Genomic DNA, 25,064 nt, shown 5'->3' on the forward strand with positions numbered 1-25,064 from the left:
TGAAAAAAGGGGCAGTAGTTTAACACCACCCCTCTTCGGCTTTTACAGCTCGGCGGCGAGGCGCGAGCCCTGGTTGATGGCGCGCTTGGCGTCCAGCTCGGCGGCCACGTCGGCACCGCCGATCAGGTGCACGTTCTGGCCGGCGGCAACCAGGCCATCCTGCAGTTCGCGCAGCGGGTCCTGGCCGGCGCAGATGATGATGTTGTCCACCGCCAGCACTTGGGGCTCGCCTTCGGCGCCGATGCGGATATGCAGGCCTTCGTCGTCGATCTTCAGGTATTCGACGCTGTTGAGCATCTGCACCTGTTTGTTCTTGAGGCCGGTGCGGTGGATCCAGCCGGTGGTCTTGCCCAGGCCATCACCCACCTTGGAGGTCTTGCGTTGCAGCAAGAACACCTCACGCGCCGGTGCGTGCGGCTGCGGCTTGATGCCGGCCACGCCGCCACGGGCCTGCAGTTGGGTGTCGATGCCCCACTCTTTCCAGAACGCGTCACGGTCCAGGCTGGTGGAGACGCCCTGGTGCACGAGGAACTCCGACACGTCAAAACCGATACCGCCAGCGCCGATCACGGCCACGCGCTTGCCCACGGGCTTGCGCTCCAGGATCACGTCCAGGTAGCTCAGCACCTTGGCGTTCTCGATACCCGGGATCGCCGGCGTTCGCGGGGCAATACCGGTGGCCAGGATGATTTCGTCATACCCACCGGCCGCCAATTGCTCCACATCCACGCGGGTGTTGAGGCACAGCTCGACATGGGTAGTCTGCAATTTGCGCTTGAAATACCGCAGGGTTTCAAAGAACTCTTCCTTGCCCGGCACGCGCTTGGCGATGTTGAACTGGCCGCCGATTTCGCTGGCCGAATCGAACAACGTCACCTGGTGACCGCGCTCCGCTGCCACCGTCGCCGCCGCCAGGCCCGCAGGCCCCGCACCGACCACCGCGATTTTCTTGATCTGCTTGACCGGCAGGTAGTTCAGCTCGGTCTCGTAGCACGCCCGAGGGTTGACCAGGCAGGTGGTCAGCTTGCCGCCGAAGGTGTGGTCCAGGCAGGCCTGGTTGCAGCCGATGCAGGTGTTGATTTCATCGGCACGCCCGGCCGCCGCCTTGTTGACGAACGCCGGGTCGGCGAGGAACGGCCGCGCCATGGACACCATGTCGGCGTCGCCCTCGGCGAGGATCTGCTCGGCGATTTCCGGGGTGTTGATACGGTTGGTGGTGATCAAAGGGATCTGCACCGCACCGCGCAACTTGGCGGTGACTTTGCTGAATGCGCCACGCGGCACCTTGGTGGCGATGGTCGGGATTCGCGCTTCGTGCCAGCCGATGCCGGTGTTGATGATCGTCGCGCCGGCGCCCTCGATGGCCTTGGCCAACTGCACGATCTCTTCCCAGGTGCTGCCACCCTCCACCAGGTCGAGCATCGACAGGCGGAAAATGATGATGAAATTCGGGCCCACGGCCTCGCGCACGCGGCGCACGATTTCCACCGCCAGGCGCATGCGATTTTCGTAGCTGCCGCCCCAACGGTCGGTGCGATGGTTGGTGTGGGCGGCGAGGAACTGGTTAATGAAATAGCCTTCGGAGCCCATGATTTCGACGCCGTCGTACTCGGCCACCTGGGCCAGCAACGAGCAGGTGACGAAATCCTGGATCTGCTTCTCGATGCCCTCCTCGTCCAGCTCTTTGGGCTTGAACGGGTTGATCGGCGCCTGGATCGCGCTGGGCGCCACCTGCTTGGGGCTGTAGGCATAACGGCCGGCGTGGAGGATCTGCATGCAGATCTTGCCGCCTGCCTCGTGCACGGCCTGGGTCACGATCTTGTGCTTCTGCGCTTCTGCGTCGGTGGTGAGCTTGGCCGCACCGGCGTACACCCCGCCCTCATCGTTCGGGCCAATGCCACCGGTGACCATCAGGCCGACACCGCCACGGGCGCGCTCGGCAAAGTAGGCGGCCATGCGTTCGAAACCACCGGGTTTTTCTTCCAGGCCGGTGTGCATCGAGCCCATCAGGGTACGGTTGCGCAGGGTGGTGAAACCCAGGTCCAACGGGGCCAGCAGGTGCGGGTAGGCAGCAGCGGTCATGGTCAAGCTCCACAACGGATCATCACGGGACGTGACAGGCTCGAATGGCCTGCCATCGGTTTATGTCCCACAGACTAAGAGGCGCTGGACGACGGCTCAATGACTGAAACTGACAAGTTATTGATCCAAATGCACAGCGCCCCTTGGCAAGCCCTGCCATGGGCCCTACCCTAGTCGGCGAACCCTATACACGGTCTGTTGTCTGTTGCCCCATGCGTAAACTTCTTGCCTTCACCGTCACCATGGCCCTGGTTGCCGCCGTCGCCGCGTATCTGGTCTGGACCCAGGAGCGCCCCGTGGCGCATTACCTGTCGGACCTGCGCATTACCCTGGCCGTGAATGAAGGCCTACCGGCCGATCGGGGCAACTTGCTGGGCATCCAGCCGGAGCTGTTCCCGGCCGACTACCAGAGCCTTGAACGCCTGCACCTGAAGCTCGCGGCTTATCTGCAAAAGGCCCGGGACCAGGGGCTGATCAATCAGAAAACCATCGTGGTGCTGCCCGAGCACATCGGCACCTGGCTGATGCTCAGCGGCGAGAAAAACGAGCTGTACCAGGCCACCCACCTTAAAGATGCAATGAACTGGCTGTCGGCCAGCAACCCGTTCCTGTTTGCCCGTGCCTGGATCGGCGCCACCGGCGATAACCGTACCGACGACGCCTACCTGCGCATGAAGGCCAAGGGCATGGCCCGCGACTACCAGGCGCTGTTCGGCGGCCTGGCCAAGGAATTTGGCGTGACCCTGGTGGCCGGCTCCATCGCTTTGCCCAACCCAAGTGTTCAAGACGGCCAACTGCATGTGGGCCATGGCGCGCTGTACAACGCCAGCCTGGTGTTCGGTACCGACGGCCTGCCCGTTGGCCAGCCGCAGCGCCAGCTCTACCCGATCTACGACGAGCGCGGGTTTATCGAACCGGGTGATGAAAACATCGTCAGCGTGGTCGATACGCCGGCCGGTCGCCTGGGCGTGCTGATCGGCAGCGACAGCTGGTATCCGGACAACTACCGCAAGCTCAACGAGCAAGGCGCGCAATTGGTGGCGGTGCCGGCGTTCGTCATCGGCCGCGACACCTGGGACCGCCCGTGGCGCGGCTTCAAGAGTGTCTCGACCCCCACCGAAATCAGCCTCAAGCCCGAGGAACTCAGCGAAGGCGAAGCCTGGCGCCGCCTGACCCTGATCAGCCAACAGCCGGTCAGCCAGGCCACCGCCGGCATGAGCGTGTTCCTGCGCGGACAATTCTGGGACCTGGGCACCGCCGGCCACAGCTTCCTGAGCAGCAACGGGCAAGTCACCGCCGACAGCGGCACCCGTGGCGCACGCTTGCTGAATATCTGGTTGTGACGCCGTGAAGCCCGTACGCCTGGGGGATCTGTCGGTCGGCTTCGTGCAGGCCCTGGCCGATGCCGTCCACAGCCATGGCCTGGACCCACAACCGCTGCTGCTGCAATACGGCCTCGACCCGGCGCGTCTCGCCGAAGCCGGCGCGCGTTTGTCGATCCCGCGCTACATGCGCCTGGGCCATGCGGCCATCCAGCTCACCGGCGCTCCCAGCCTGGGTTTGCGCATGGGCCAGCTCAGCCGCCTGAGCCAGGCTGGCCTGGCAGGTGTAACGGCCGCCCAGGCGCCCAACGTGCGGGAAGCGGCACGCGCCTTGACCCGTTTCGAGGCGTTGTACGGCTCCAACTATCGCGGGCAATCGAGCTTTCATGAGGATGCCGAAGGCGCCTGGCTGCGCTTCTATTCCATCAGCCCCTACAACGCCTACAACCGCTTTGTGGTGGACTCGATCATCGCCGGCTGGCTGCACCAGTTGTCGAGCCTGGCCCAGCAGCCAGTGCAGGCACAGCGCATTGATATCGAGTTTGAAGCGCCAGACTACAGCGAAGACTACAGCGTGCTGGGCGATGGTCCGCTGCACTTCGGTGCCGAGGCCAACCAACTGCGCCTCAGCCAGCACACCCTGGCCATGCGCAACCCCCAGCACTGCCCCAGTACCTGGCAGATGTTGCTGCAATTATGTGAACGGGAATTGGAGCAGTTGACCCGCACCCGCAGCCTGCGCGAGCGCATTACCCGGTTGCTCGGGCCGATGCTCAATGGCGGCCGGGAACCCGACCTGGAAGAGGTGGCGGCACGCTTGAAGCTGCCAACCTGGACGCTGCGCCGCAAACTGGCCGAAGAAGGCACTCAGTTTCGCGCAATTCTCAACGATACCCGCCGCGATTTGGCCATGACCTACATTCGCGACACGGAACTGGCGTTCGGCGAGATCGCCTACTTGCTCGGCTTTGCCTCGGCCCAGGCGTTTCAACGGGCGTTCAGGCGGTGGAACAACCAGACCCCAGGGGAATTTCGCCGCAGTCAGCGGCATTCCGCCTGAAGTCGGTCTTACAGCTCGGTGGCGTCGTCGGCTGGATCCAGTGGATCCATTTCAAACGCGTGGTACTCCAGCAGCTCTTCTTGGTAATCGTCCATGGTGGACTCCTTTTCAGGTTGAAAGCGGTTGCAGATAAATGACCTGCAAACCCAGCCTAAAGTGCCGTGATGACGAAAAAATGTCGACGCCATGACGTTCCTGCACTTCAAGAATAAACGTAGCAGCGTTGGGATGATTTAGCACTCGCGATTTGAGGCGCTATTGCAATCATTGCAATTGCAATCGTATGAGTTTTTCCTTTAGGGTATGAGCATCCACCATCAGGGGCTCGACCCATGCCCGCTTCAACCGCGCTTTCGGCGCTGCTCTGCATCGATGCATTGAATGCTGCCGGGCAGCCACGCAACTCACCGCTGTCTACCGTCATGGCCATGGCCAATACGTTGGAGTCCAGCCGTCATGCCTGGGTGATTCGCGGCCAGTCACACTCACGCCGTGCGAACAGTTGGCCGGTTTGGTTCGGACGCAACACCGCGGAAAAACCGCTGTTGTACCTACACAGTGCCGCGTCTTCTGCGCAGTTGTGTGCACTCTCGGACCAGACGGCGCGGCGTGGCATCCTGTGCAATAGCATCGAGAACCAACCCTCAACCTGGCCCAAAGGCGCACAACCTTCACTGCCGTTGTGGCTCGCTACCCATCCCCATTGCACCCCGTATGACCCGGCTTGCGCAGAAGAAGCCCGCGCGATTGTGCTGGAGGGTCTGCGCCGGCTGTATGTCGACGGCATGCCCGGTTTTTATTACCTGGCGCTGCATGACCATGAGTACTCCATGCCGCTCACTGCCCGGCAGCGCAAGAGCGCACTCAAGGGGATGTACCGGATCACGCCTGACGGCCCGGCTGAGGTGCGACTGCTCGGCGCCGGCCGGGCGCTGGAAGCGGTGATGCACGCTGCGCAATTGCTCAAACAGGATTGGAATATTTCGGCGCAGGTGTGGAGTTGCCCCAGCTATACCCGCCTGGCCCGCGAAGCGGCGGCGGCCGAGCGGTGGAACCGCTTGCATCCTACAGCGCCCAGGCAGGGCTGCCATTTGCGCGATTGCCTTGGTGACAGCCTGGGTCCAGTGATAGCCGTGACCGGCTACCCGCAGGCGATTGTCGATCAGTTGGCCGGGTATGTAGATGCCCGGTTTGTCGCGCTGGGCGCGGGGACGGTACAGGTGTCGGCGCCGAGCCGGTATTGGATCGTGGTGTCGGCGCTTCGGGCGCTGGCGAATGAAGGGTGCATTGATCTTCAGCAGGTGGAAACAGCGATGGCCCGGTACCCCCTCGAATGAACTGGAATGCGGTTAATTGTGGGAGCTGGCTTGCCTGCTCCCACAGTGGATCTCCACCGGGGTCAGGATTTGCGCCGGGTCCTGGGCTGCACACCTGCCTCCATCGCCAACCCCGCCGTGCGCTCCAGGGTGTCGGCAAACAGCTGGCGCTGCTCCGGCTCGATCTGCGAGAGGAACAGCTCATCCACGGTGCTTTCGTAGATCTTCCACATCTTTTTACGCAACACCCGGCCAGCGTCGGTGATCGAGGCAAACGCCGCACGACCATCCCCCTCGGAACGTGAACGCACCACCAGGCCGTCCTTTTCCAGGCGGTCTACCAGCCGGGTCAGGTTATAGCGCTCGATCGCCAGCACATCGGCCAATTCGTGCATGCGGCGGGTGCCGTCGGGGCCGCTTTCCAGGCCCCACAAGGCGTCATACCAGGCATAGGGCGGCAGGCCAGCCTCGGCCAGGCGGCGTTCGATCTCACGGATGACCGTCCTGTGGGCCCTGACAAAACGAAACCAGACATCAGGCTCTTTCGACGACATGCAACACCATCCGGGGGTTTTCAAGAAGGTTGCAATAGTACCTCATCCCGCGCTAGATTCCGGCATGTAGTTGCAATTGCAATTACTTTTGCAGCACTCCCACAAAGAGCCTGCCGCTTGAAATCTGCCTACCCTGGAGCCGCACATGACCACGAATCACGCAGTAAGACCGGACAACGATCCACAGGAAACCCGCGAATGGCTGGAGTCCATCGAATCGGTGCTGTCCACCGAAGGCCGCCCGCGTGCGCACTACCTGATTGATCAGTTGCTGGATTTCGACGTAGCGCGGCATGGCGACTTCCACGGGCGGGTGACCACGCCCTACGTCAACACCATCGCGCTCGAACGCCAACTGCCCTACCCCGGCAACCTGGCCATCGAGCGCCGTATCAACGCGTTTATCCGCTGGAACGCCATGGCCATGGTGTTGCGCGCTGGCAAACACTCAGGCGTGGGTGGGCATATCGCGACCTACGCGTCAGCCGCCGTGCTGTACGACGTAGGCTTTGACCATTTCTTCCGTGGCCGCACCGACACGTTCGACGGCGACCTGGTGTATATCCAGGGCCACTCCTCCCCAGGCATTTACGGACGCGCCTACCTTGAGGGGCGCATCAGCGAGGCACAGCTGGATAACTTCCGCCGCGAAGCCGGTGGCGAGGGCTTGTCGTCCTACCCTCACCCTCGGCTGATGCCGGACTTCTGGCAGTTCCCCACCGTGTCCATGGGCCTGGGGCCGATTACTGCGGCGTACCAGGCGCGCTTCATGCGCTACCTGGAACTGCGTGCGCTCAAGCCGCACCAGGGCCGCAAGGTGTGGGCCTTCCTCGGTGACGGCGAAATGGACCAGCCGGAATCCCTGGCCGCCATCTCCCTGGCCGGGCGCGAGAAACTCGACAACCTGATCTTCGTGGTCAACTGCAACCTGCAACGCCTGGACGGCCCCGTGCGCGGCAATGCCAAGGTGATCCAGGAGTTCGAAAGCCTGTACCGCGCCGCCGGCTGGAATGTGATCAAGGTGATCTGGGGCGGCGGCTGGGATGCGCTGCTGGAAAAGGACAAGAGCGGCCTGCTGCGCCAACGCATGATGGAATGCGTCGACGGCGACTATCAGAACTACAAGTCGCAGAACGGCGCTTATGTGCGCGAACATTTCTTCGGCAAATACCCCGAGTTGCTGGCACTGGTCGCCGATATGTCCGACGACGATATCTGGAAGCTCTCACGGGGCGGGCATGACCCGGACAAGGTCTACAACGCCTACGCGGCTGCCATGCGCCACAAAGGCCAGCCGACGGTGATCCTGGCGAAAACGGTCAAGGGCTTCGGCATGGGCGAAGCCGGCGAAGGCCAGAACATTAACCACCAGCTCAAGAAGATGGGCGCCGACGCCGTCAGGGCCTTTCGCGACCGCTTCGACCTGGACGTGGCGGACGACCAGCTCGACCAGATCCCCTACCTCAAGCCAGCGCCCGACAGCGAAGAAGCGCGCTACTTCGCGGCACGCCGCCAGGCGTTGGGTGGCTACGTACCGGCGCGTCATAGCGCCGTCGAGCCGTTGCAGATTCCCGAACTGAGCGCGTTCACCACCCAGCTCAAGGACACCGGCGAACGCGCGATCTCCACCACCATGGCGTTTGTGCGCATCCTCGGCACCCTGCTCAAAGACCCCAGCCTGGGCAAGCTGATCGTGCCCATCGTGCCGGATGAATCGCGTACCTTCGGCATGGAAAGCCTGTTCCGCCAGATCGGCATCCATTCTGCCGTCGGCCAGCTCTATACCCCACAAGACGCCGGGCAACTGAGCTACTACAAAGAGAGCAAAGACGGGCAGATCATGCAGGAAGGCCTGAACGAGTCCGGCGCCATTTCCTCGTGGATCGCAGCGAGTACGTCCTACAGCAACCACGGCCTGATGACCGTGCCGTTCTACATTTTCTATTCGATGTTCGGCTTCCAGCGTGTCGGCGACCTGGCCTGGGCGGCCGGTGACGCACGGGCCCGTGGCTTCCTGCTGGGGGCCACGGCCGGGCGTACCACGCTGATGGGCGAAGGCTTGCAGCATGACGACGGCCACAGCCATATCCTGTCGTCGGTGATTCCGTGCTGCGTGTCCTATGACCCGACCTATGCCTACGAGCTGGCGGTGATCATTCGCGAAGGCATGCGGCGCATGTACGTCGAACAGGAGGACATTTACTACTACATCACCCTGCTCAACGAGAACTACCCACACCCGGCCATGCCCGAAGGTGTCGAGGAAGGAATCCTCAAGGGTATGTACAGGCTGACAGCCAGCCAACAGCCACAGGTGCAGTTGATGGGCAGCGGCTCGATTCTGCGGGAGGTGATCGCCGCCGCCGAATTGCTCGAAAAGGATTTTGCCGTACGCAGCAATGTGTGGAGCGTGACCAGCCTTACCGAGTTACGCCGTGACGGGCACCAGGTGGAACGTTGGAACCTGCTGCACCCGCACAGCGAGCCGCGTGCGAGTTACGTGGAGCAGTGCCTGGCCGGCCAGCCTGGGCCGGTGGTGGTGGCGACGGACTACATGAAGCTGTTCGTCGACCAGATTCGCCCCTTCGTCAACGGCCGCCGATTTGTGGCGCTGGGCACCGACGGTTTCGGGCAATCAGACACCCGGGAAACCTTGCGTGCGTTCTTTGAAGTGGACCGGCACTTCATCGTGCTGGCGGCGCTGAAGGCCCTGGCGGATGACGGCGTGATTGGCCGGGATAAGGTGGGTGAAGCCATCAGCCGCTACGGGATCGACGTCGACAAGGCCGATCCCGTAGCGGTCTGAGTCACTGCGCAGGCGTTGGCAGGGGCGGAATCGCTTCTGTCGGCGCCGGCAGGCTTGGATTGGTCGGCGCGGGTGCCGGTGCAGGCTCTTCGTGGGGCACCACGGGTGCCGGCTCGGCAGGCGGCACCACAGGCTCGGACGCAGCAGGAGCAGCCGGTGCGGCGGGTTCTTCCTTCGGCGCCTCGACCTTCTCGGCAACTGGAGCAGCCTTGGGTTCCGGCACGCCCAGGTCGGCCTTGGGCTTCTCGGGAATATGTTCGGCCTGCTTCACTTCCTGCGGCAGGAACACATCCACCAGGGCGAAGTAACGTTCGTAGAACTTCGGCGCGGAGACAGTCTCGCTCGCCACTTTCACCATCGAATCATCGGTGGAGCCGATCGGCATCGACACCGACCCCAACACGCCGACGCCCAGGCTCGCGGAGTTGTTGACCTTCTTCAGGGCATAACGGTCCTGCAGGGCGTTGGCAAACATCGTCGAGTGATTGTTGCCCTTGCCATCATTGGCGCACACCACGTTGAAACTGATCTGCATGTGGGTTTCGCCGGTCTGCTGGAAGCTCTTGTTACCCACCACCAACTTCGGATCGCTGCTGGTGATGATGTAACCCTGGCTCAACAGCGCACGACGCGCCGCCTCACAGGCAGCCGCATCGCTGACCGGGTAATCACGGGAGAACGTGCCGGAGTCGTCGAAATTCTCATGTTCATAAATAGCGGTCTTGGGTGACGAGCAGCCCGCGGCGCCCGCCAGCACCAGCGCCAACCCGAGGTTACGCAAGTGAAATGATGTCGACATCGAAAATCCTGAGAAAAACAGTCCGGGCGGTATTGTGCAACAGAACGAGGCCTTGGCGCGCGGATTCCTGTCGGTAAAACGTCACAGACCTACGCACCGGTGCCTGCAGGAAATAACCCTGCGCACATATGCTCAATAAACACGCGCAGTTTGACCGAGGCATGACGGCTGGAGGGCCACAACATCCAGAAGCTGCCGCGATGTTCCAGGTAATCGTCCAGTACCCGCTGCAGGCGCCCGTCCGCCACGGCTTGCTTGACCATATAGTCCGGCAGACAGGCGATCCCCAAGCCTTCGTGTACTACATGGTTGAGGGACTCGATGGTGGTACTGACCAACGGCGCGCGCAACACCGGCTCTGCGGCGCCAGGCTCGAGGCGCAAGGGCCAGGGCTCCAGTTTGCCGGTCGCGCAGAACTTGTGGCGCAGGCAGGCATGGCTGTTCAAATCCTGGGGCTGCTGCGGCATGCCGTGCTCACGAAAGTAGGCCGGGGTGCCCACCAGAACCAATTGATAGTGCCCCAGGTGACGGGCCATCAGTCGGGAGTCTTCGGGCTTGCCGGTGCGAATCACCGCATCGAACCCTTCTTCGATCACGTCCACCATGCGGTCAGAGAAATCCACATCCAGTTCGATCTGCGGATAGGCACGCATGAAATCGCTGAGTACCGGCATCAACAGGCCGCGCACTTGCGGCACGCTGATGCGCAATTTGCCGCGGGGTGTGGCGCTGGCCTCCGTGAGCTCACGCTCGGCAGCCTCGACCTCTGCCAGGATGCGCCGCGAGCGCTCCAGGAACAACGCGCCCTCCCCGGTCAGGGTGATGCTGCGCGTGCTGCGATGAAACAAACGCACACCCAAGCGTTCTTCCATACGCGCGATGGTTTTGCCGATGGCCGAGGACGACACACCCAGCACACGCCCGGCGACGGTAAAACTGCGAGTCTCGGCCACCTGCACGAAGACCGAAAGGCTGCCCAGACTGTCCATGACAGGGTCCTTATTGATTGCGGACATCAGCGTCCGATAAGTTCGGAACCTTAGCCTGTTTTTCCGTTGACCACAGCCCCCTACTCTGCCGCCTTGCCTTTTGCTTGGATAGAGCGCGATGACCTCACTGACCGAATCTCCCGTGACCACCCAGCGGGACACGTTGCCATTGGGCGGTTTACTCGCCCTGGCGAGCGCCGGGTTTATCACCATCCTCACCGAAGCCATGCCTGCAGGGCTGCTGCCGCAGATGGGCGACGGCCTCGGCGTGTCGCCCGCGCTGGTCGGCCAACTGGTCACCCTGTATGCCCTTGGATCACTGCTGGCGGCCATCCCGTTGACACTGCTGACCCGAAGCTGGCGACGCCGACCGTTGCTGCTGGTGGCCATCGGCGGCTTTGCATTGGTTAACAGCGTCACTGCGCTTTCCAGTCACTACGGGCTGACCCTGGTGGCGCGCTTCTTCGCGGGTGTGTTTGCCGGGCTGCTGTGGGCGCTGCTGGCCGGATATGCCAGCCGGATGGTAGCGCCCCACCTGCAAGGCCGCGCAATTGCGGTAGCGATGCTCGGCGCTCCGTTGGCGCTGTCGCTGGGGGTGCCCGCTGGCACCTTCCTCGGCGCGGCCGTGGGTTGGCGCTTGAGTTTTGCAATCATGACCGGGCTCACGCTACTGCTGCTGATCTGGGCGCGCCTGCAACTTCCGGACTTCGCCGGCGAACAGGCGGGTAAACGCCTGGGACTGCATCAGGTAGTGGCGTTGCCGGGTATTCGTCCGGTGTTGTGGGTGACCTTTACCTACGTGCTGGCGCACAACATTCTCTACACCTACATCGCCCCGCTGCTGGTGCCTGCGGGCATTGCCGCCGATGTCGACCGGGTGCTGCTGGTGTTCGGCCTCGCCGCGTTGTTAAGCATCTGGCTGGCCGGTGTGTTGATTGATCGATGGCTGCGCACGCTGCTGTTGATCAGTTGCGCACTGTTTGGCCTGATCGCCTTGGCGCTGGCGTTCTGGATCAAGCAGCCGGTGATCATCTACCTCGCCGTGGCGCTGTGGGGCCTGGCATTCGGCGGGCTGCCGGCCCTGCTGCAAACGGCACTGGCCAAATCGGCCGGCGAGTCGGCGGATGCCGCGCAATCGATGCTGGTGACCGTGTGGAACCTGGGCATTGCAGGTGGCGGGTTGGCGGGCGGTGTGTTGCTGCAGGGCTGGGGCGTCTCGGCCTTTGCCTGGGCGGTGGTGTTGCTGATGTTATTGGCCTTTGCAGGCGCGCTGAAGACCGCGCGACGCCCATAAAAAAGCCCCCGGTCTTTTCAGGCCGGGGGCTTCTTGTTCAGGCGTGCATCAGAACTTCTTGATGTCAGCCTTGGCTTCCAACTGCTTGCGGTACGCCGCGAAGTCTTGCTGGCCAATACGGGAGGCGAGGAAGCGGCGGTATTGCGCTTTCTCTTCGTCCGTAGGAGCAGCCGCCTCGTTGACGCCGTTCAAGCGTACGATCACCAGGCTACCGTCAGCCAGGGTCACGGTGGTGAAGGTCGGCTTGTCCTTGGCCGCAGGCTTGGGCATGCGGAACAGTGCTTGCAGCACGGCCGGGTCAATCGCTTCCTGGTTGCGGGTAGCCGCTTCGGTAACCTTCCAGGCCTGGCCGTCGATTGGCTGGTTCAGCGGGGTCTTGCCATCACGCAGGCTGGCGATCAACTCGTCAGCATGGGTCTTGGCCGCCGCGCTGGCGCGCTCCTTGGTCATCTGGGTGCGGATTGCCGCAGAGACGCTTTCCAGCGGCAGCTGCGTTGGCTTCAAGTGCTCTTTGGCACGCAGCACGATGATGGTTTCCGGGTCCAGCTCGATGGCCGAGCTGTTGGCACCTTCATCCAGCACTTCCGGGCTGAACGCTGCGGTCACCACGGCACGGTTGGCCGCAACACCTTCGCCACCTTCACGGCCGAATGGCGCGGAGGTGTGCACAGTCAGTTTCAGGTCAGCAGCGGGCTGCGCCAGGTCGGAGGCTTCGAATGCCGCGTCTTCCAATTGCTTGGTCGCTTCGACATAACGCTGTTCAACCTGTTGGGTCTTGAGCTCGCGGGTCAGCTTGTCTTTCAGGCTGGCGAACGTTGGCACTTGCGGTGCCTCAACGCCGAGCAACTTGATCAGGTGCCAGCCGAACGAGGTGCGTACCGGTGCCGATACCTGATCCTTGTTCAAGGCATACAGGGCAGTTTCGAAGTCCGGGTCGTAGACGCCAGGGCCGGCAAAACCGAGGTCACCGCCATTGTTGGCCGAACCCGGGTCCTGGGAGAATTCCTTGGCCAGGGCTTCGAACTTCTCACCCTTGGCCAGGCGTGCCTGGATCTCTTCGATCTTGGCCTTGGCTTGCGCCTCGGTGACCTTGTCGTTGACTTCAATCAGGATGTGCGCGGCACGACGCTGTTCAGCGAGGTTGGCGGTTTCTTTCTGATAGGCCGCTTGCAGTTCATCGTCCTTGACGGTGACCTGGTCGAAGAAGGAAGACTTCTTCAGCTCCAGATAGTCGATGACCACCTGGTCCGGGGTCATGAACTCTTTGGCGTGCTGGTCGTAGTAAGCCTTGACCTCATCGTCGGTGAGTTTCACCGCGGCAGGGTTGGCCTTGAGATTGACGGTGGCGAAATCGCGGGTCTGTTTTTCCAGACGGGCGAATGCAAGCACTTCGGCGTCAGTCACAAAACCACTGCCGGCGATGCCTGCGCGAACCTGGCCGATCAGCATTTCCTGGGTCATCATCTGACGGAACTGCATACGGCTGTAACCCAGCTGACGGATCACCTGGTCAAAGCGTTCGGCGTTGAACTTGCCGTCCACCTGAAATTCCGGAGTCTGCAGGATCACCTGGTCCAGTGCCGCTTCAGAGAAGCCGAACTTGGAATCCGCCGCGCCTTGCAGCAACAGTTTGCGATCGATCAGGCCCTTGAGGGCCGCGTCGCGCAGCAACTTTTCGTCCAGCAGGGAGGCATCGAAATCCTTGCCCAGCTGTTGCATCAGCTGACGGCGTTGCATATCGACAGCGTTGCTCAGTTCGGTCTGGGTGATCTCTTCACCGTTGACCTTGGCCACGTCCTGCTTATTGTTGGTCGAAGCCTGGAAAATGGCCTCGATACCGGTAAACGCCATCAATGCGACGATGATCCCGATAATGGTCTTGGCAATCCAGCCTTGTGAATTGTCCCTGATATTCTGCAGCATGCGTCCCCCAGAAACGGTTGAACTTCAAAAATTAGGCAACCGTGGAGCGTGGGTAGAGTCCGGATAGAAGAAAGGCGCATCCGAGGATGCGCCTTCTCGTAACTGGCGGAGCGGACGGGGGTTTGAACCCACACCCCCGGCGTGGCGACCCGATGGATACTTGGGTCAGCTGCCGCTCCGCTGCCAGGCCGGACCTTCGTCCGACCCGGGTAGGTAAGGCTTGAGCGAAGCTTAGTTAACGGCTTCTTTCAGGGCTTTACCGGCTTTGAAACCTGGTTTCTTGGCAGCAGCGATTTGCAGTGCTTTGCCAGTCTGTGGGTTACGGCCAGTGCGAGCTGGGCGATCAGTCACAGAGAAAGTACCGAAGCCTACCAGTACCACGGAGTCGCCGGCCTTCAGAGCGCCAGTGACGGATTCGATTACTGCATCCAGCGCACGGCCAGCAGCAGCTTTCGGGATATCAGCGGATGCAGCGATAGCATCAATCAGTTCCGACTTGTTCACTCTAAGTCCCCTTATATATCTATTGAGTATGATTCTAAGTTTTTTGGTGAAAGCAAAAACCAGTGCTGAATGGCCTACAGACACTTAAGAGCCGCTTTATAACAAGGGCTCTAAAAAGCTGTCAAGGAAGCCACCAGGCTTAATCGCATTAATGCGTGCTAATTCTTTCCTTGGAATCAGACTCGCGTTTTTCGTCCTTTGTGACTATCTCCGGAGCCACATCCGGCAAGGGCTCCGGCGCGTATTGCAGCGCAATTTGCAGGACCTCGTCAATCCATTTAACCGGTTTAATCTGAAGATCCTGCTTGATGTTGTCAGGAATTTCCTTCAAGTCGCGAACATTCTCTTCCGGAATGATCACGGTCTTGATACCGCCCCGATGTGCAGCCAGCAATTTCTCTTTCAAACCACCGATCGCCAGTACCTGACCACGCAGGGTAATTTCACCCGTCATGGCCACGTCAGCGCGTACCGGAATGCCGGTCAATGCCGACACCAGGGCCGTGCACATGCCTACGCCAGCGCTAGGGCCGTCTTTCGGGGTAGCCCCTTCCGGCATGTGGATGTGAGTGTCATGCTTCTCGTGGAAGTCCAGGGGGATCCCCAGGCTCTTCGCGCGGCTGCGCACCACGGTCTGCGCGGCGGTAATGGATTCGACCATCACATCACCCAGTGAACCGGTCTTGATCAGTTGGCCTTTGCCAGGGATCACCGCCGCTTCGATAGTCAGCAATTCGCCGCCCACCTGGGTCCACGCCAGGCCAGTGACCTGCCCTACCTGATCCTGCTGTTCGGCCAGGCCGTAGCGGAATTTGCGCACGCCAAGGAAGTGCTCCAGCGAGTCGGCTGTCACCTTCACCGAGAAGCGTTTTTCCAGTGCGTGTTCCTTGACCGCCTTGCGGCAGATTTTCGCGATCTGGCGCTCCAGGCCCCGTACACCGGCCTCACGGGTGTAGTAGCGCACGATGTCGCGAATGGTCTCGACCTCAAATTCGATCTCGCCCTTCTTCAGGCCATTGGCCGAAATCTGCTTGGGCGCGAGGTATTTGACGGCGATGTTGATCTTCTCGTCTTCGGTGTAACCCGGCAGACGAATCACCTCCATCCGGTCCAGCAATGCTGGCGGAATGTTCATGGAGTTGGAGGTGCACAGGAACATCACGTCGGACAGGTCGTAGTCGACTTCCAGGTAATGGTCGTTGAAATTGTGGTTCTGCTCAGGATCGAGCACTTCCAGCAACGCCGACGCTGGATCGCCACGCATGTCGCTGCCCATCTTGTCGATTTCATCGAGCAGGAACAGCGGGTTGCGCACGCCAACCTTTGTCATCTTTTGAATCAATCTTCCTGGCATCGAACCGATGTAAGTACGGCGATGACCACGAATTTCCGCTTCATCACGCACACCACCCAGGGCCATGCGCACGAATTTGCGGTTGGTGGCGTTGGCAATGGACTCGGCCAGGGAAGTTTTACCCACACCCGGCGGACCCACCAGGCACAACACCGGGCCACGAATCTTCTTCACGCGCTTTTGCACGGCGAGGTATTCGAGGATGCGTTCTTTGACTTCTTCAAGGCCGTAGTGATCGGCGTCGAGAATATCCTCGGCACGCGCCAGGTCCAGGCGCACCTTGGTCTGGGCCTTCCACGGCACCTGCACCAGCCAGTCGATGTAGGAGCGCACCACGGTGGCTTCGGCCGACATCGGCGACATTTGCTTGAGCTTGTTCAGCTCGGCGGTGGCCTTGGTCAGGGCGTCTTTGGGCAGGCCCGCGGCATCGATGCGCTTTTTCAGCTCTTCGATTTCGTTGTGGCCTTCCTCGCTGTCGCCGAGTTCCTTCTGAATGGCCTTCATCTGCTCATTCAGGTAGTACTCGCGCTGGCTGCGTTCCATTTGTTTCTTGACGCGACCACGGATGCGCTTCTCAACCTGCAGCAGGTCGATTTCGGCATCCAGCAAGGCCAGCACGTGCTCGACACGGGCCGACAGGTCGATGATTTCGAGGATGTCTTGCTTCTGCTCGATCTTCAGCGCCATGTGCGCGGCCATGGTGTCGACCAGGCGGCTTGGCTCATCGATGCTGTTGAGGGAAGACAGGACTTCAGCCGGGACTTTCTTGCCCAACTGCACATACTGCTCGAACTGCGAGAGCAGGCTGCGAACAAACACTTCGGATTCGCGCTCAGGGGCTTCGACTTCGTCGATCAGCGCCACCTCGGCGCGCAGGTGGCCATCCACCTCCATGAAACGCTCCACGGCGCCCCGCTGCTCGCCTTCTACCAGCACCTTGACGGTTCCATCAGGCAGCTTGAGCAATTGCAGGACAGTGGCAATGGTGCCGACGCGATACAAGGCGTCTTCGCCTGGATCATCATCAGCAGGATTCTTCTGGGCCAACAGCAGGATCTGCTTGTCGCCCGTCATCGCGGCCTCGAGGGCTTCGATAGACTTCTCGCGCCCCACGAACAGCGGGATAACCATGTGCGGATAGACGACGACATCACGCAACGGCAGGAGAGGCAATTCGATGGTGGTCTTCATGATTTCGCCTCTATGACAGATGAAAAATAAGCTTGAAACCAAGATGGGGGCTGCATGCAAAAAAAACAAGCGCAATGCCAGCAGTTAAACGCATGAATCAACGCTAATTAAAAAACCGCCCCAAAAAACAAGGGGCCCCGAAAGGCCCCTTGCTTGCTCTGCGACTGCAAAACGCTTACGCGTCCGGTGCAGCCTTGGCAGCCGGCTCACTGTTTTCGTAGATATACAGTGGCTTGGACTTGCCTTCTATAACGCTTTCGTCGATCACCACTTTACTCACCTCGGACTGCGAGGGGATTTCGTACATGGTGTCGAGCAAAACGCCTTCGAGGATCGAACGCAGGCCACGTGCACCGGTCTTGCGCTCCAGCGCCCGTTTGGCCACGGACTTCAGGGCGTCGGTGCGGAACTCGAGGTCCACGCCTTCCATCTCGAACAGCTTGGCGTATTGCTTGGTCAGGGCGTTTTTCGGCTCGGTGAGGATCTGGATCAAAGCCGCCTCATCCAATTCGTCCAACGTGGCCAGGACCGGCAGACGGCCAACGAATTCCGGGATCAGACCGAACTTGACCAGATCGTCAGGCTCGACTTCACGCAGGGACTCGCCCACCTTCTTGCCTTCTTCCTTGCTGCGCACTTCGGCACTGAAGCCGATGCCACCCCGGGTGGAGCGCTGCTGGATAACTTTTTCCAGACCCGAGAACGCACCGCCACAGATGAACAGGATGTTGCGTGTATCAACCTGAAGGAATTCCTGCTGCGGGTGCTTGCGGCCGCCTTGTGGCGGTACGGAAGCGACCGTGCCTTCGATCAGTTTCAACAGGGCTTGCTGCACGCCTTCACCGGAAACGTCCCGGGTGATCGACGGGTTGTCGGACTTGCGCGAGATCTTGTCGATTTCGTCGATGTAGACAATACCCATCTGGGCCTTCTCTACGTCGTAGTCGCACTTCTGCAGCAGCTTCTGAATGATGTTCTCGACGTCCTCACCCACGTAGCCAGCCTCGGTGAGGGTGGTGGCGTCGGCGATGGTAAACGGAACGTTCAGCAGGCGAGCGAGGGTTTCTGCAAGCAGGGTTTTACCCGAGCCTGTAGGACCGATCAGCAAGATGTTGCTCTTGCCGAGTTCAACTTCGTCGCCTTTCTTGTCACGCTGGTTCAGGCGCTTGTAGTGGTTGTACACCGCTACGGCCAGAACCTTCTTTGCACGCTCTTGACCAATGACATACTGGTCAAGGATGCCGCTGATTTCTTTAGGCGAAGGCAATTTATGCGCACTGCTCTCGGCCTGGGCTTCCTGCACCTCCTCACGGATGATGTCATTGCACAGGTCGACGCACTCGTCGCAGATAAACACCGAGGGGCCGGCAATCAATTTGCGTACTTCATGCTGGCTTTTGCCGCAGAAGGAGCAATAGAGCAGCTTGCCGTTGTCCTCGCCGTTGCGGGTGTCAGTCATTCGTTCGATCCAAATCCGATAGGCTTGCAACACAAGATGAAGGCTTATGCGGGCTTTTTCAAGCCCGCCAGTGGTCGGACACGCCGACCAGCCCTATTTTGAGCGGCTTATATTAAGCGGGGCGCTGGGTAATCACTTCATCGATCAGGCCGTATGCCTTGGCAGCTTCGGCACTCATGAAGTTGTCGCGATTGGTGTCGCGCTCGATTTCTTCCAGGGTGCGCCCGCTGTGCTTGGCCATCAATGTATTGAGGCGCTCGCGGATGAACAGGATTTCCTTGGCGTGGATCTCGATGTCCGACGCCTGCCCCTGGAAACCGCCCAGTGGCTGGTGAATCATCACGCGCGAGTTGGGCAGGCAGAAACGCTTGCCTTCGGCACCTGCGGTCAGCAGGAATGCGCCCATGCTGCACGCCTGGCCGATGCAGGTGGTCGACACGTTCGGCTTGATGAACTGCATGGTGTCGTAGATCGACATACCTGCAGTGACCGAACCGCCTGGGGAGTTGATGTAGAGATGGATGTCCTTGTCCGGGTTTTCGGCTTCAAGGAACAGCAGCTGCGCACAGATCAGGTTGGCCATGTAGTCCTCTACGGGGCCAACCAGAAAGATCACTCGCTCCTTGAGCAGGCGCGAGTAGATGTCGTAGGCGCGTTCGCCACGAGCGGACTGCTCTACAACCATCGGGACCAGGCCGCCAGCGGCCTGGATATCAGAGTTCTGCTGAATATAGGAATTACGGAACATGCTCTGCAGTTACTCCCAAATAGTCATGTCTTGAAAACGCATAAGCCAGCGCGAGGCTGGCTTATGGTTGAATTTCCAACGAGTTGGACAATCAGTCGGCTTGCGCTGCTTCCGCCGGTTTGACTGCTTCTTCGTAAGAGACCGCTTTATCGGTCACCTTAGCCTTCTGCAGAACAGTATCCACAACTTGTTCTTCCAGCACAACCGAACGTACTTCGTTCAGTTGCTGGTCGTTCTTGTAGTACCAAGCCACGACCTGCTCAGGCTCCTGATAGGCCGAAGCCATTTCCTGGATCATTTCGCGAACGCGATCTTCGTCAGGCTTGAGGTCGAATTGCTTGACCACTTCAGCCACGACCAGGCCCAGCACAACGCGGCGCTTGGCTTGCTCTTCGAACAGCTCGGCCGGCAGTTGGTCAGGCTTGATGTTGCCACCGAACTGCTGAACCGCTTGAACGCGCAGGCGATCCACTTCGTTGGACAGCAGGGCCTTAGGCACTTCGATCGGGTTGGCGGCCAGCAGACCGTCCATGACCTGGTTCTTGACCTTGGACTTGATGGCCTGGCGCAGCTCGCGCTCCATGTTCTTGCGAACTTCGGTGCGGAAGCCTTCGATACCGGTTTCCTTGATGCCGAATTGAGCGAAGAACTCTTCGTTCAGCTCAGGCAGCTTAGGCTCGGAAACGCTGTTGACGGTCACGGTGAACTCGGCGGCTTTGCCAGCCAGGTCCAGGTTCTGGTAGTCAGCTGGGAAAGTCAGGTTCAGAACGCGCTCTTCGCCGGCTTTGGCGCCAAGCAGGCCGTCTTCGAAGCCAGGGATCATGCGGTTGGAACCCAGCACCAGTTGAGTGCCCTTGGCGGAGCCGCCAGCGAATGCTTCGCCGTCAACCTTGCCAACGAAATCGATGTTCAGCTGGTCTTCGTTCTGGGCAGCACGGTCGGCCACTTCAAAACGGGTGTTCTGCTTGCGCAGGATTTCCAGCATGTTGTCCAGGTCCGAATCAGCTACGTCAGCGCTCAGGCGCTCTACGGCGATACCGTCGAAACCGGCAACTTCGAACTCTGGGAACACTTCGAATACGGCAACGTATTCCAGGTCCTTGCCAGCTTCCAGGGACTTAGGCTCGATCGAAGGCGAGCCAGCCGGGTTCAGCTTCTGCTCGACAACGGCTTCGTAGAAGGAAGCCTGGATCACGTCACCAATCGCTTCCTGGCGCGCATCGGCACCGAAACGGCGCTTGATTTCGGTCATTGGCACTTTGCCTGGACGGAAACCAGCGATCTTGGCCTTTTGGGCAGTCTGCTGCAGACGCTTGTTGACCGCAGTCTCAATACGCTCTGCCGGAACGGTGATGCTCAGGCGGCGCTCGATGGCAGTAGTATTTTCAACAGAAACTTGCATGGATATTCCTCGTTGCACAGACGTTAGCCGGCCGTTTCCGACCCCAGAATCAAGGGCATGCATTCTAGTGGGTCAAACTCAAGAAGTCACCCTACTGAAAACGGGTAGAAAAACAGCAGGCCATTTATAGGTTCAAGTGCACGCATGCACCTCATCCCGTTAGCAAATACAGCTCATCACGCCAGGGCTCTGCCTCAACCCTTCTATATATAGAAGAGCCTGGAAACACGCCCCTGGCCGCTGGACTTGCACGCAAGACCAGCGGGTACGGCGGCAGCATCGAGACACACAAATACGACGAAGCGCCCTACCCTGAAAACTCGAAACACTTAAACAAAAACGGCACAGCCCCGTTTCCAGGTACTGTGCCGTCTTCGCTATTAAATAGCTGTACTGATCCGGAAATAGCCCTGAATCAGTTCCACACGCTCAAAACCGGCAACGATTCTAACGCCAAGGCATTGAGAATGCTTGTTTTTTTCTGGACGTCAATCACCACCTGACGGGAATCCAGGCCCATACAAGGACATTCCCACCTCTGTAAGCGCGGCAGAGCCTTTTCGGGACGCAAAAAAAAGCGCCAGATCATTGACCTGGCGCTTTTCCGAATATGGGGTGGACGATGGGGATCGAACCCACGACAACAGGAGTCACAATCCTGTGCTCTACCAACTGAGCTACGCCCACCATATTGCATCAACAAAGAACTCGAACAGCTTCCTTGTCTGGCCTCACCCTGCCCGAAGACCAGGTAAAGCTTGATTGGTGCGGATGAAGAGACTCGAACTCTTACGCCTCGCGGCGCTGGAACCTAAATCCAGTGTGTCTACCAATTCCACCACATCCGCGCTTGAAGCTCTTAAAGCAAAGGCGCCAGATGTTTAATCTGGCGCCTTTCGAAATATGGGGTGGACGATGGGGATCGAACCCACGACAACAGGAGTCACAATCCTGTGCTCTACCAACTGAGCTACGCCCACCATATTGCGCTACTTGTGCCAAAGCTGCCTAATGGCGCACCCGGCAGGACTCGAACCTGCGACCATCCGCTTAGAAGGCGGATGCTCTATCCAGCTGAGCTACGGGCGCCTTATTAATCTGTACTCTTGGAGGATTACAAACTAAGTGCTTCCAGCCTTGCAGAACAACCATTCTGCTCGACCTTCTTAACCAGTGCTAGGCTGTGCCCGACAAGTGCGACGAATAGTATAGAGGGCCTGGAAACCCGTCAAATCTTTTTTGAAAAAAATTCATTTTATTTAAGGGGTTAGGGCAATTTGCTGACCAAGCGCCTTTGCCCTCACGTCCTGGCATGCGAGAATGCGCGCACTTTTCTTCCCCCTCTCGATGGTTAATCACGCGTAATGACTGCACAACTTATCGACGGCAAATCAATCGCCGCCAGCCTGCGCCAGCAGATCGCCAAACGCGTCACCGAGCGTAGCCAGCAAGGCCTGCGTACGCCCGGCCTCGCGGTGATCCTGGTCGGCAGCGATCCTGCCTCTCAGGTTTATGTCTCGCACAAGCGTAAAGACTGTGAAGAGGTCGGCTTTATCTCCAAGGCTTACGACTTGCCTTCCGAGACCACCCAACAGGCCCTCACCGACCTGATCGACGGCCTCAACGATGACCCGGCCATCGACGGCATCCTGCTGCAACTGCCGCTGCCCGAACACCTGGACGCCTCCAAGCTGCTGGAGCGCATTCGCCCCGACAAAGACGTGGACGGCTTCCACCCTTATAACGTCGGCCGCCTGGCCCAGCGTATCCCGCTGCTGCGCCCGTGCACCCCTAAAGGCATCATGACCTTGCTGGAAAGCACCGGTGTCGACCTCTACGGTCTCGACGCCGTCGTGGTTGGCGCCTCCAACATCGTGGGTCGCCCAATGGCCATGGAGCTGCTGCTGGCCGGCTGCACCGTGACCGTCACCCACCGCTTCACCAAGGACCTGGCGGGCCACGTCGGCCGCGCTGACCTGGTGGTCGTGGCCGCCGGCAAGCCGGGCCTGGTCAAGGGTGAGTGGATCAAGGAAGGCGCCATCGTGATCGACGTGGGCATCAACCGTCAGGAAGACGGCAAGCTGGTTGGCGACGTGGTGTACGAAACCGCCCTGCCCCGTGCCGGCTGGATCACGCCGGTACCCGGCGGCGTTGGCCCGATGACACGTGCCTGCCTGCTGGAAAACACCCTGTATGCCGCAGAGACCCTGCACGGTTAATAACCAGGCGTACTGAAAAAGCCCTGCCTTATCGCAGGGCTTTTTATTGCCCGCAGGAAACCCTGTTTTTTCTTAGTTTTTAAGAACTTTCGTCCGGTTCTAGAAGAACATTCGACAGTTTCTGATCCATACTCCTAAAATGTAACGGCATTTATCAAAAACCCGTTCCCGAACGGTATTTCCTTACTTTTTTAGCGAGTTCATCCGCGTGAAAATTCGTCTCTCTCTCGTCAGCCTATTTTTTGCGTTTACAGGCACCTTTGCACACGCCGCCGAAACCACCCTGGCGCCGCGTGATACTTCCAAACTGCAAATCGCCTCCGGCAGCGCCATGCTCGTGGACCTGCAGACCAACAAGGTCATCTATTCCAGCAACCCGGACGTGGTGGTGCCCATCGCGTCGGTGAGCAAACTGATGACCGGCCTGGTGGTGCTGGACGCCAAGCAGAATATGGATGAGTACATCGACATCAACATCAAGGACACGCCGGAAATGAAAGGCGTGTTCTCCCGCGTGAAAATCGGCAGCGAAATGCCGCGCAAGGAAATGCTGCTGATCGCCCTGATGTCCTCGGAAAACCGCGCCGCCGCCAGCCTCGCCCACCACTACCCGGGCGGCTACCCGGCGTTTATCGCGGCGATGAACGCCAAGGCCAAGGCGCTGGGCATGACCAGCACCCACTACGTGGAGCCCACCGGCCTGTCGATCCACAACGTGTCCACCGCCCGCGACTTGAGCAAGCTGCTGGCCGCTGCGCGCCACTATCCGCTGTTGAGCCAGTTGAGCACCACCAAGGAAAAAACCGTGTCGTTCCGCAAACCCAACTACACCTTGGGTTTCTCCAACACCGACCACCTGATCAACCGCGCCAACTGGGACATCAAGCTGACCAAGACCGGTTTCACCAACCAGGCCGGCCACTGCCTGGTGCTGGTGACCAGCATGGGTAACCGCACGGTGTCGCTGGTGATCCTGGATGCTTTCGGCAAGTTCACTCACTTCGCCGACGCTGGCCGCATCCGCAATTGGGTCGAGACCGGCAAGAGCGGCTCGGTGCCTGACGTAGCATTGCGCTACAAGGCCGACAAGAACCTGAAGAACCGTCCTAACGCTGCAGAAGTACGCCGCTAAACCCGCTACCTTCCTGTGTGAACACGGGTTTATGTGGGAGCGGGCTTGCTCGCGAAGGCGGAGTGTCAGTCACCGAAAGTAGCGATTGATCCACCGCGTTCGCGAGCAAGCCCGCTCCCACAGGGGTTTGCGACGCTCTGTTGTTTACTTTTTCTCCGCCAACACCTTCAGCGCCTGCGCCGCCGCCTGCTCCTGCCCAGCCTGCGCCGTCGCATTGGCTGCATCACGCCAACGCTGTGCATCCACATTGGCCGGCAACTGGCTCGGGCGCTGGGTCAAAATCCCCCAGTTACCCGCACTCTTCCACGCCGATTCGAAGTCGCTGAAGCTCATCAACAGCCGCCGGTCCATGCCCGATCGCAGCAGCACGGTACTCTTCTGCTGGTTGAACCCCACCACCACGACGTAGCGCGTCCCCGACCAGAAGCTCGAATTGATCCGCGCCATCACCGGGTAACCCGCCGCCACCTGCGCCAGCACCGCCGTCAGCTTGGCATCCACCGGGTACACCATCAGCCCGTACTCGCGCGCCAGCACCTGCATGGTGCGCTCAAGGTTCGCCTCGCCGCCCGGCAAGTGCAGCGGTTTATCCAACAACCCCGGTGTCATGACAATGCCTTGTTGCGACAGCATGCTGGCTAAAGCCGAGGGGCCGCTCTGGTAAGCCTCGCTGCGAAAGGTCGGCACGCCATTGAGTTCGACACGCTCCGGCAGGCCCGCCAATTTCGACGGCTGCCCGGAACAGGCGCCCAACCCCAGCGCGCAGGCCAGCAACAAGGATGTTTGAAGGTTCGACCGTAACCGCAATTTTCTACTCGCTTGATCAGCTTCCGGTAAGGGCCTTGATCATAGGGCGCCGAGCCACGCCGGTATAGCCCAAGGCCTTAGTAAAACGCGCGGGATAGAGCAA

The 25,064-nt window shown here is 60.1% G+C and carries 19 protein-coding genes and 4 tRNA genes; 7 read left to right on the plus strand and 16 right to left on the minus strand.

From position 1 onward, the window contains the following. Positions 1 to 42: 42 nt before the first annotated feature. On the minus strand, positions 43 to 2,082 hold the full coding sequence (locus M2394_RS27650) for an NADPH-dependent 2,4-dienoyl-CoA reductase (RefSeq protein WP_259175316.1): 2,040 nt from the start codon (positions 2,080 to 2,082) through the stop codon (positions 43 to 45). A 212-nt stretch (positions 2,083 to 2,294) separates the two neighbouring features. Here M2394_RS27650 and M2394_RS27655 point away from each other — a divergent pair, with 212 nt between their 5' ends. Both M2394_RS27655 and M2394_RS27660 read left to right on the plus strand, forming a co-directional pair. After that, complete coding sequence (locus tag M2394_RS27655; RefSeq protein ID WP_259175317.1) at positions 2,295 to 3,425, plus strand: carbon-nitrogen hydrolase family protein; 1,131 nt, start codon at positions 2,295 to 2,297, stop codon at positions 3,423 to 3,425. A 4-nt stretch (positions 3,426 to 3,429) separates the two neighbouring features. Beyond that, on the plus strand, positions 3,430 to 4,464 hold the full coding sequence (locus M2394_RS27660) for an AraC family transcriptional regulator (protein WP_259175318.1): 1,035 nt from the start codon (positions 3,430 to 3,432) through the stop codon (positions 4,462 to 4,464). Between the two features lie 8 nt (positions 4,465 to 4,472). Here M2394_RS27660 and M2394_RS27665 read toward each other — a convergent pair whose 3' ends face one another. Further along, a complete protein-coding gene (locus tag M2394_RS27665; protein ID WP_176998793.1) occupies positions 4,473 to 4,652 on the minus strand; it encodes a hypothetical protein in 180 nt (59 codons plus the stop codon). A gap of 144 nt (positions 4,653 to 4,796) precedes the next feature. On the opposite strand from M2394_RS27665, the gene M2394_RS27670 reads away from it, so the two are divergent. Further along, complete coding sequence (locus M2394_RS27670; protein ID WP_259175319.1) at positions 4,797 to 5,801, plus strand: transketolase-like TK C-terminal-containing protein; 1,005 nt, start codon at positions 4,797 to 4,799, stop codon at positions 5,799 to 5,801. A 62-nt stretch (positions 5,802 to 5,863) separates the two neighbouring features. On the opposite strand, the gene M2394_RS27675 is transcribed toward M2394_RS27670, so the two are convergent. Continuing rightward, positions 5,864 to 6,334, minus strand: coding sequence for a MarR family winged helix-turn-helix transcriptional regulator (locus tag M2394_RS27675; protein WP_178920831.1), 471 nt, complete (start codon positions 6,332 to 6,334; stop codon positions 5,864 to 5,866). A 145-nt stretch (positions 6,335 to 6,479) separates the two neighbouring features. On the opposite strand from M2394_RS27675, the gene aceE reads away from it, so the two are divergent. Beyond that, positions 6,480 to 9,140, plus strand: coding sequence for a pyruvate dehydrogenase (acetyl-transferring), homodimeric type (gene aceE / locus M2394_RS27680; RefSeq protein WP_259175320.1), 2,661 nt, complete (start codon positions 6,480 to 6,482; stop codon positions 9,138 to 9,140). Between the two features lies 1 nt (position 9,141). Here the strand turns inward: aceE and M2394_RS27685 are convergent, their stop codons facing one another. Both M2394_RS27685 and M2394_RS27690 read right to left on the minus strand, forming a co-directional pair. After that, positions 9,142 to 9,939 (minus strand): DUF2242 domain-containing protein, encoded by a 798-nt coding sequence (locus tag M2394_RS27685; RefSeq protein WP_259175321.1) that lies wholly within the window; start codon positions 9,937 to 9,939, stop codon positions 9,142 to 9,144. 89 nt (positions 9,940 to 10,028) lie between these two features. Continuing rightward, positions 10,029 to 10,928: a LysR substrate-binding domain-containing protein gene (locus tag M2394_RS27690; protein ID WP_259175323.1), complete on the minus strand. Its 900-nt coding sequence runs from the start codon at positions 10,926 to 10,928 to the stop codon at positions 10,029 to 10,031. A gap of 118 nt (positions 10,929 to 11,046) precedes the next feature. Here M2394_RS27690 and M2394_RS27695 point away from each other — a divergent pair, with 118 nt between their 5' ends. Next, positions 11,047 to 12,222: an MFS transporter gene (locus tag M2394_RS27695; RefSeq protein ID WP_259175324.1), complete on the plus strand. Its 1,176-nt coding sequence runs from the start codon at positions 11,047 to 11,049 to the stop codon at positions 12,220 to 12,222. 48 nt (positions 12,223 to 12,270) lie between these two features. On the opposite strand, the gene M2394_RS27700 is transcribed toward M2394_RS27695, so the two are convergent. The 10 genes from M2394_RS27700 to M2394_RS27745 all read right to left on the minus strand — a co-directional run bounded on the left by M2394_RS27700 (position 12,271) and on the right by M2394_RS27745 (position 21,892). Continuing rightward, on the minus strand, positions 12,271 to 14,145 hold the full coding sequence (locus M2394_RS27700; RefSeq protein WP_178920841.1) for a SurA N-terminal domain-containing protein: 1,875 nt from the start codon (positions 14,143 to 14,145) through the stop codon (positions 12,271 to 12,273). 231 nt (positions 14,146 to 14,376) lie between these two features. Next, a complete protein-coding gene (locus tag M2394_RS27705) occupies positions 14,377 to 14,649 on the minus strand; it encodes an HU family DNA-binding protein (protein ID WP_003174819.1) in 273 nt (90 codons plus the stop codon). Between the two features lie 148 nt (positions 14,650 to 14,797). After that, a complete protein-coding gene (gene lon / locus M2394_RS27710) occupies positions 14,798 to 17,194 on the minus strand; it encodes an endopeptidase La (protein WP_178920843.1) in 2,397 nt (798 codons plus the stop codon). A 175-nt stretch (positions 17,195 to 17,369) separates the two neighbouring features. Beyond that, positions 17,370 to 18,653 (minus strand): ATP-dependent Clp protease ATP-binding subunit ClpX, encoded by a 1,284-nt coding sequence (gene clpX, locus M2394_RS27715; RefSeq protein WP_010209414.1) that lies wholly within the window; start codon positions 18,651 to 18,653, stop codon positions 17,370 to 17,372. 112 nt (positions 18,654 to 18,765) lie between these two features. Further along, positions 18,766 to 19,401 carry an ATP-dependent Clp endopeptidase proteolytic subunit ClpP gene (gene clpP / locus M2394_RS27720; protein ID WP_017129550.1) on the minus strand — a complete coding sequence of 212 codons (636 nt, stop codon included), beginning with the start codon at positions 19,399 to 19,401 and terminating at the stop codon, positions 18,766 to 18,768. 91 nt (positions 19,402 to 19,492) lie between these two features. Next, on the minus strand, positions 19,493 to 20,803 hold the full coding sequence (gene tig / locus M2394_RS27725; RefSeq protein WP_178920845.1) for a trigger factor: 1,311 nt from the start codon (positions 20,801 to 20,803) through the stop codon (positions 19,493 to 19,495). Positions 20,804 to 21,414: 611 nt separating this feature from the next. Then, positions 21,415 to 21,490 (minus strand) — tRNA-His (locus M2394_RS27730). A gap of 76 nt (positions 21,491 to 21,566) precedes the next feature. Beyond that, positions 21,567 to 21,651, minus strand: a tRNA-Leu gene (locus M2394_RS27735). A gap of 56 nt (positions 21,652 to 21,707) precedes the next feature. Further along, positions 21,708 to 21,783: transfer RNA gene (locus tag M2394_RS27740), tRNA-His, on the minus strand. Between the two features lie 32 nt (positions 21,784 to 21,815). Next, positions 21,816 to 21,892, minus strand: a tRNA-Arg gene (locus M2394_RS27745). A 275-nt stretch (positions 21,893 to 22,167) separates the two neighbouring features. Here M2394_RS27745 and folD point away from each other — a divergent pair. Both folD and pbpG read left to right on the plus strand, forming a co-directional pair. Next, positions 22,168 to 23,022, plus strand: a complete 855-nt coding sequence (gene folD / locus M2394_RS27750) for a bifunctional methylenetetrahydrofolate dehydrogenase/methenyltetrahydrofolate cyclohydrolase FolD (protein ID WP_178920847.1) — start codon at positions 22,168 to 22,170, stop codon at positions 23,020 to 23,022. A 208-nt stretch (positions 23,023 to 23,230) separates the two neighbouring features. Further along, positions 23,231 to 24,154, plus strand: a complete 924-nt coding sequence (pbpG, locus tag M2394_RS27755) for a D-alanyl-D-alanine endopeptidase (protein ID WP_259175341.1) — start codon at positions 23,231 to 23,233, stop codon at positions 24,152 to 24,154. 144 nt (positions 24,155 to 24,298) lie between these two features. Here pbpG and M2394_RS27760 read toward each other — a convergent pair whose 3' ends face one another. Then, the gene (locus M2394_RS27760; RefSeq protein WP_178920851.1) at positions 24,299 to 24,961 is read right to left on the minus strand and encodes a peptidase C39 family protein; all 663 of its coding nucleotides are present in this window, start codon (positions 24,959 to 24,961) and stop codon (positions 24,299 to 24,301) included. Positions 24,962 to 25,064: the final 103 nt, after the last annotated feature.

This window comes from Pseudomonas sp. BIGb0164, from assembly GCF_024810135.1.
Taxonomy (GTDB): Bacteria; Pseudomonadota; Gammaproteobacteria; order Pseudomonadales; family Pseudomonadaceae; genus Aquipseudomonas.

Bases quoted from the DNA above. Each gene is read 5' to 3' on its own strand.
- aceE (WP_259175320.1), top strand. From the start codon at position 6,480: ATGACCACGAATCACGCAGTAAGACCGGACAACGATCCACAGGAAACC.
- M2394_RS27690 (WP_259175323.1), bottom strand. From the start codon at position 10,928: ATGGACAGTCTGGGCAGCCTTTCGGTCTTCGTGCAGGTGGCCGAGACT.
- tig (WP_178920845.1), bottom strand. From the start codon at position 20,803: ATGCAAGTTTCTGTTGAAAATACTACTGCCATCGAGCGCCGCCTGAGC.
- M2394_RS27685 (WP_259175321.1), bottom strand. From the start codon at position 9,939: ATGTCGACATCATTTCACTTGCGTAACCTCGGGTTGGCGCTGGTGCTG.
- M2394_RS27665 (WP_176998793.1), bottom strand. From the start codon at position 4,652: ATGGCGTCGACATTTTTTCGTCATCACGGCACTTTAGGCTGGGTTTGC.
- folD (WP_178920847.1), top strand. From the start codon at position 22,168: ATGACTGCACAACTTATCGACGGCAAATCAATCGCCGCCAGCCTGCGC.
- M2394_RS27655 (WP_259175317.1), top strand. From the start codon at position 2,295: ATGCGTAAACTTCTTGCCTTCACCGTCACCATGGCCCTGGTTGCCGCC.
- M2394_RS27700 (WP_178920841.1), bottom strand. From the start codon at position 14,145: ATGCTGCAGAATATCAGGGACAATTCACAAGGCTGGATTGCCAAGACC.
- M2394_RS27675 (WP_178920831.1), bottom strand. From the start codon at position 6,334: ATGTCGTCGAAAGAGCCTGATGTCTGGTTTCGTTTTGTCAGGGCCCAC.
- clpX (WP_010209414.1), bottom strand. From the start codon at position 18,653: ATGACTGACACCCGCAACGGCGAGGACAACGGCAAGCTGCTCTATTGC.
- M2394_RS27695 (WP_259175324.1), top strand. From the start codon at position 11,047: ATGACCTCACTGACCGAATCTCCCGTGACCACCCAGCGGGACACGTTG.
- clpP (WP_017129550.1), bottom strand. From the start codon at position 19,401: ATGTTCCGTAATTCCTATATTCAGCAGAACTCTGATATCCAGGCCGCT.
- M2394_RS27670 (WP_259175319.1), top strand. From the start codon at position 4,797: ATGCCCGCTTCAACCGCGCTTTCGGCGCTGCTCTGCATCGATGCATTG.
- M2394_RS27650 (WP_259175316.1), bottom strand. From the start codon at position 2,082: ATGACCGCTGCTGCCTACCCGCACCTGCTGGCCCCGTTGGACCTGGGT.
- lon (WP_178920843.1), bottom strand. From the start codon at position 17,194: ATGAAGACCACCATCGAATTGCCTCTCCTGCCGTTGCGTGATGTCGTC.